Origin of the sequence: Mesorhizobium sp. M1E.F.Ca.ET.041.01.1.1 (assembly GCF_003997355.1) — a bacterium.
In the GTDB taxonomy this organism is placed as follows: Bacteria; Pseudomonadota; Alphaproteobacteria; order Rhizobiales; family Rhizobiaceae; genus Mesorhizobium.
This window is the reverse complement of sequence record NZ_RZSL01000409.1, coordinates 1-5,643: the sequence shown is the minus strand read 5'-3', so window position 1 is coordinate 5,643 and position 5,643 is coordinate 1. Positions and strand designations below refer to the sequence as shown.

The 5,643-nt window shown below is 64.2% G+C and carries 7 protein-coding genes; 2 read left to right on the top strand and 5 right to left on the bottom strand.

Going from position 1 to position 5,643, the window contains the following annotated elements; all coding sequences use genetic code 11:
• Positions 1–703, top strand: a 703-nt coding sequence (bmt, locus tag EOA38_RS26170; RefSeq protein ID WP_127300596.1) for a betaine--homocysteine S-methyltransferase, incomplete at its 5' end; no start/stop codon positions are given.
• Between the two features lie 13 nt (positions 704–716).
• Here bmt and EOA38_RS26165 read toward each other — a convergent pair.
• From EOA38_RS26165 to EOA38_RS26150, 4 genes are all read right to left on the bottom strand, one after another.
• Positions 717–995, bottom strand: a complete 279-nt coding sequence (locus tag EOA38_RS26165) for a hypothetical protein (protein WP_126093303.1) — start codon at positions 993–995, stop codon at positions 717–719.
• 142 nt (positions 996–1,137) lie between these two features.
• Positions 1,138–3,270 (bottom strand): VWA domain-containing protein, encoded by a 2,133-nt coding sequence (locus tag EOA38_RS26160; protein ID WP_126093302.1) that lies wholly within the window; start codon positions 3,268–3,270, stop codon positions 1,138–1,140.
• Positions 3,271–3,272: 2 nt separating this feature from the next.
• Positions 3,273–3,836 carry an RNA polymerase sigma factor gene (locus EOA38_RS26155; protein ID WP_126093301.1) on the bottom strand — a complete coding sequence of 188 codons (564 nt, stop codon included), beginning with the start codon at positions 3,834–3,836 and terminating at the stop codon, positions 3,273–3,275.
• Between the two features lie 138 nt (positions 3,837–3,974).
• A complete protein-coding gene (locus EOA38_RS26150) occupies positions 3,975–4,706 on the bottom strand; it encodes a dienelactone hydrolase family protein (protein ID WP_126093300.1) in 732 nt (243 codons plus the stop codon).
• Positions 4,707–4,754: 48 nt separating this feature from the next.
• On the opposite strand from EOA38_RS26150, the gene EOA38_RS26145 reads away from it, so the two are divergent.
• Positions 4,755–5,189 carry a hypothetical protein gene (locus EOA38_RS26145; protein WP_126093299.1) on the top strand — a complete coding sequence of 145 codons (435 nt, stop codon included), beginning with the start codon at positions 4,755–4,757 and terminating at the stop codon, positions 5,187–5,189.
• A gap of 50 nt (positions 5,190–5,239) precedes the next feature.
• On the opposite strand, the gene EOA38_RS26140 is transcribed toward EOA38_RS26145, so the two are convergent.
• Positions 5,240–5,643: 4Fe-4S dicluster domain-containing protein (locus tag EOA38_RS26140; protein WP_145966068.1), on the bottom strand; the 404-nt coding region annotated here is incomplete at its 5' end.

Here is a 5,643-nt window from a genome sequence, read left to right as displayed (position 1 = left end):
TATCGTCGCCGGCTCCGTCGGTCCGACGGGGGAGCTGCTGGTGCCGCTCGGCGCCATGACCTACGAAGATGCCGTCGATGCCTTTGCCGAGCAGATCGAAGGCCTCAAGGCCGGCGGCGCCGAAGTCGCCTGGATCGAGACCATGTCGGCGCCGGACGAGATCCGCGCCGCGGCGGAAGCCGCGATCCGCGTCGGCCTGCCCTATACCTACACCGGTTCCTTCGACACCGCCGGCCGCACCATGATGGGGCTGTTGCCGAAGGACATCCATGGCGTCGCCGACGGTCTGTCGCAGGCCCCGCTCGGCGTCGGCGCCAATTGCGGCGTCGGCGCGGCCGACATCCTGGCCTCGCTGCTCGACATGACCGAGGCGAAACCGGAGGCCACCGTGATCGTCAAGGGCAATTGCGGCATTCCGGAATTCCGCGGCAGCGAGATCCACTATTCCGGCACGCCCGAGTTGATGGCCGACTATGTCAGGCTGGCCGTCGATGCCGGCGCAAAAATCGTCGGCGGCTGCTGCGGCACCTCGTTCGCTCATCTTGCCGCCATGCGCAAGGCGCTCGACGCTCACACCAAGTCATCGCGCCCGACCGTCGAGACGATCGTCGAGCGCATCGGCCCGATGCGCAACAAGCTTGCTTCGGCCGGTTCGGCCGAGGCCGGCGAAGGCCGCCGCGAGCGGCGGCGCAGCCGCGCCTGAAAACCGCCCTGCTTCAGTCGCTGTTTTCGGCGTAGCGCGACAGCGCCGTATTGAGGTCGGTAGCGGCGCCGCCTCCGCTGTCGACACCCATCGTCATCAAGGCGCTGGACGCGCGCGGGTCGCTGATCTGCTCCAGCATCACGCGGAAGCGGTCGTTGTTCAGCGCGGAGAGCGCCGTGTTGCGGGCTGCGTCGACATCGCTTCTGATGCGCGAGGATTCCGCCGACGGGCCGGATGGTTCTCGAGCCTGGAGGTTGCCCGCCGCCGATGTGACGTTCCCGGTAATATGCAATTCCAGCCCCTCGAAGTCCTCTATCAGCTTTGACTAACAGAATCTCATTGCGACGAGGTTCCGGAAAAGCCGCGCAATTTAACGATCGGCGCGAAGGCCGGCGGGGTGTTTCTCTGCCGGCGTTCCCGATCTTCACGACACCCTATTTGTTACCCCCCAGTGACGACGCCAGGCGCACCAGCGACAGGAATTCGGCTCTGTAGCCGAACGGATCGGCGCCGCGGGCGGCGTTGGCGATCTCCAGGATCCGGTCGTAGCCGAAATTCGCCGTCTGATCCTCGTCGCGCAGCTTCTGTCCGAAGGCGGCCACCGCGACAGAGAAGCGCTGGTCGCTTCCTGCCTCGTCGAAGGACGGCACCTCATTGGCCGCGGTCACCGGCGTGGTGATCAGCTTGGAGACGTCTTCGTTCGGCAGCTTGTAGCGGATCTTGACGAAGGCATATTCGTCCGCATTGGCAATGCCGCCATTGTCGACTTTCGCCTGGCCGTAGCGGAGCGGATCGACCTGTTCCGCGCCGCTGCCCTTGGGCGTGATCTCGTAGATCGCCGTCACCGAATGGCCGGAGCCGATCTCGCCGGCATCGACGCGGTCGTTGTTGAAGTCCTCGCGCTTCAAGGCGCGCGTCTCATAGCCGACCAGGCGGTATTCCGAGACCTTGGCCGGGTTGAACTCGACCTGGATCTTGACGTCCTTGGCGATGGTGAACAGCGTCGAGGATGCGTCCTCGACCAGCACCTTCTCGGCTTCGGCCAGCGTGTCGATATAGGCGGCCGTGCCGTTGCCGTTCTGGGCGATGGTCTGCATCATCTGGTCGTTCAGATTGCCGCGTCCAAAACCGAACACTGACAGGAAGACGCCGGTCTTGCGCTCCTTCTCGATCAGCTGCTTGAGGTCGTCGTCATCGGTCTGGCCGACATTGAAGTCGCCGTCGGTGGCGAGCATCACCCGGTTGATGCCGTCCTTGACGAAGGACTGCTCGGCAAGCTTGTAGGCCTCCCGGATGCCCGCCTCGCCGGCCGTCGAGCCGCCGGGCTCGAGATTGTCGATGGCCGAAAGGATCTTCTGCTTTTCCGCCGCCTTGGTCGGCATCAGCACCGTGCCGGCATTGCCGGCATAGGTGACGATCGAGACGGTGTCGTCGGCCTTGAGCTTGCTGACCAGCAGCCGGAAGGCTGATTTGAGCAGCGGCAGCTTGTCCGGCTCGTCCATCGAGCCCGACACGTCGATCAGGAACACCAGATTGGCCTTGGGCTGCTCGGCCGGCTTCAGGTCGAAGCCCTTGATGGCGACATGCATGAGCTTGGTGTGCTCGTTCCACGGCGTCGGCATGACGGTGACGGTCGAGTTGAACGGCGTCGCGGCCGAGTCCGGCCCCTTCCAGTCATAGGGGAAGTAGTTGATCATTTCCTCGACCCGGACCGTATCGGGGTCAGGCAGAGTGCCTTCTTTCAGCGAGCGCCGCACGAAGGAATAGGAGGCGGTGTCGACGTCGATCGAGAAGGTCGAGACCGGATCCTGCGCCGTTTCGTGCACCGGATTGGTCTTGAAGGTCTCGATACGGTCGCGGTTTTCCTCCTGCGGCTGCATCTGGTCGGCCGGCATCGGCGCGGGCTGCGCCATCAGCTTGGAATCGGCGACCGCGCCGGCAGGCGCCTGTGCGGACCGCATCGCGGCCACGGGCGGTTGAGCGTTCGCGCGTCCGCCGGACGCAAGTTGGCCGCTTTCTGCCGGCGCCGGAGCGGGCAACGCGTCGGGCGCCATCTCCTGCTTGACCAGGCTGTCGACTTCCGTGGCCGGCTTCGGTGCCGCCGGCGCGATCTGCGCCTCATCCTTGAGGCGATCCTCGCTATCGGCGTCGGTCTTCTTCTCCTTGGCGGGCACGGCCGCCAGCGGTTCGTTGGTCGCCAGCCCATTGCTCGCAGGCTTCTGCGCCACCGGCTTGTCGGCCACCGTCTCGGTCACCTTACCTTCGTTGCCGCCGATGACTGGTGGCTGCTCCCTCAACATCTCAAAAGCGGCATAGCCGGCGATAGGCAGCGCAACCAGCGCGGTGATGGCCGGCGTGGCAATGAGTTTCCGTTGCATGATCTCTCTCCAGAGCATTTGTGCTCGCTCCGTGAGACGAAGACCTGCAGATGTTCCTTGGGTGGCCGTCGAAATATTTTCCATGTCGAAGGCGCGCATCGCGGCAGCCAAAGCGCGAGTTTTCGCTTCGCCGTCGGGCGCTGGCACTGCGAGGTCGCGCAGCCTTTCGAGTTCGTTGTCGTCGACCATGGTCACACTTCCCCGACTGAACGCATGAGCACCTTCAGCCGTTTCTTCGCTTCATGGATGTGCCAGGAAACCGTCGTCTCCGAGATCGCCATCACCTCGGCCGCAGCCGCGTGATTGAGGCCTTCGCCGTAGACCAGCAGCACCGCGTCGCGCTGCTTGTCCGGCAGCATCCGCACCGCCGCCCACAGCGCCTCGGCCGGGTCCTGGCCTTCCGCCGAGCCCTCTCCCGAAATCAGTGCATAAGTGCCGTAAGCCTCGGTCTTGGCGGTGTCGCGCGCCCGCTTGCGCATCATGTCGCGCGCCGCGTTCAGCGTCATGGCGTAGAGCCAGGTCGTGAAAGCGCCGCTGCCCTGATAATCGCGGATCGCCCGGCCGAGCCGCACGCAGACGTCCTGGGCGATGTCCTCGGCGTCGGCCTTCCGGCCGCACCAGCGATAGGCGGCGCGATAGACGAAGCCATAGTGCCTTTCGAGCAGTTTGCCGAAAGCCCCCCTGTCTCCGCCCCTCGCCCGCCCGATCAGTTCGGCATCGGAGGCTTCGCTGTCGTCCAGCATCATCGCCGTCATTTGCCCGTTGGACGAAGGCTAATGGCGATTCCTTGGGGTTATGGAAGAATTTTTTGCGGCGCGACCTGCCTTCTCCCCGTGAACGGGAAGAAGGTGCCCGAAGGCGGATGAGGGCAGCACTGCCGGTGTAAGAGGCGCTCAGCCCAGTGTTTCGCCAAAGAATGTCGTCAGCCGCTTCCAGTGCCTCTCCGCGCCGGCCTCGTCATAGACACTGTGGTCCTTGATGCACCAGCCATGGCCGACACCGACATAGTTCTCGATGACGTGGTCGACTTCGGCCACCCTGAGCGCCTCCGCCAGCCGCGCCGACTGTTCCGGCGGGAAGCTGCGGTCGACGCCGGCGGTGCCGACATAGATGCGCGCCTTGATCGAGGCTGCCTTGCGGTATGGGCTGTCGGGCGCATCGCTTGCGAGATTGCCGCCGTGGAAGCTCGCCGCCGCGACGATGCGGTCGGGATAGGCCGCCGCCGCGTTAAGCGCCCGCGCGCCGCCCATGCAATAGCCGACGACGCCCACCGGCCCATTGATGCCTTGGGAGATGAGCGCGCCGAGGAAGGCAGCGCTGTCGCGAATTGTCATCTCCTGCGTGGTGCCGGTCACCAGCGCCATCAACTTGGTCTTGGTTTCCTCCACCGTGAAGGCGGTCTTGGCATCGAACGGACCGTAGGGTGCTTTGCGATAAAAGAGGTCAGGCACTAAGACTGCATAGCCCTGCCCGGCAAGCCGCTCCGCCACCTCATCGAGTGCCGGGCGCGGCCCGAACGCATCCATGTAGAGGATGACACCGGCGCCGGCCTTGGTGGATGGTCGGAAAAGGCTCGCTTTTGCCTTGCCGTCTCCGGTGGTGATTTCAATGTCGCGCTTCGCCATGGCCCGTTCCGTTTTTGATGCCGGGCGATACATATCCGTGTCGCAAGCATGGGCAAGTCGATGGCGGGTCGGTTGCGTTCACAAATGCGTATCGGGCTTGCCTTAGGCTTGCCCTGTCCGCAATGTCGGCAGCCTTGCCAGCCTGGGCTGGTCTGCGGCGAGCAGCACGTTTCAACTTGGCCGGAGGACGAAGCCCGTATGTGGCCGACGGCACTACTTGCTTTTCTCGTCGGTGTTTTCGGCGCCAATGGCGTCCCGCATTTCGTGAGCGGGATAACCGGCGGCTCCTATCCACGCGTCTTCGGCAACTCAGCTATCCCCAACGTGATCGCCGGCTGGGCAAGCTTCGTCGTGGCAACCCTCTTTGCATATCAGATCGACAGCGCAAACCATCCCGTTGTCACACTGGTCTCGGGTTTCATCGGGGCCCTGCTGATGGGGCTCTTTCATGCAGCAGGGCTGGCTTTCGGCCGGAAACCCTGAGATCTGACGGATCACGCACAGTCTGTGGAAGGTCTTGTCAGGTCGCGCAGTTAGCGTGCGAAGGCTGCCATATGAAAGGCTTGCACCTCGGGCGGATAGCGAAAGCTCGCGCCGTAGGGACAGGCGTTGCGGTCGAGGCAGCCGCCGCTCCGGCAGGGCTCACCGCGAGGGCCGCGCACATGGCCGAGGCAGGCATCATGGGCAAAGCCCTGCCCGGAATAGGCGTCGACCGGACAGGATTTCATGCAGGGTTTTTCGGCGCATGTGTCGCAAAGATGAATCGTTTTGTGAGGTTCAGGGAGGAAAATCTCGGCCGCGAACAGCAGCGCGCCGCGATAGGCATGCCAGAGCCCGTATTTGGGATGCATGAGGATACCGAGCGGCGAAGGCTTCAAGCCCTCCGCCCGCATCGCCCATTGCTGGAACGGCAGATAGGGCCGATCGGAGGGCGACA

Bases quoted from the DNA above. Each gene is read 5' to 3' on its own strand.
- EOA38_RS26160 (WP_126093302.1), bottom strand. From the start codon at position 3,270: ATGGTCGACGACAACGAACTCGAAAGGCTGCGCGACCTCGCAGTGCCA.
- EOA38_RS26145 (WP_126093299.1), top strand. From the start codon at position 4,755: ATGGGCAAGTCGATGGCGGGTCGGTTGCGTTCACAAATGCGTATCGGG.
- EOA38_RS26155 (WP_126093301.1), bottom strand. From the start codon at position 3,836: ATGACGGCGATGATGCTGGACGACAGCGAAGCCTCCGATGCCGAACTG.
- EOA38_RS26150 (WP_126093300.1), bottom strand. From the start codon at position 4,706: ATGGCGAAGCGCGACATTGAAATCACCACCGGAGACGGCAAGGCAAAA.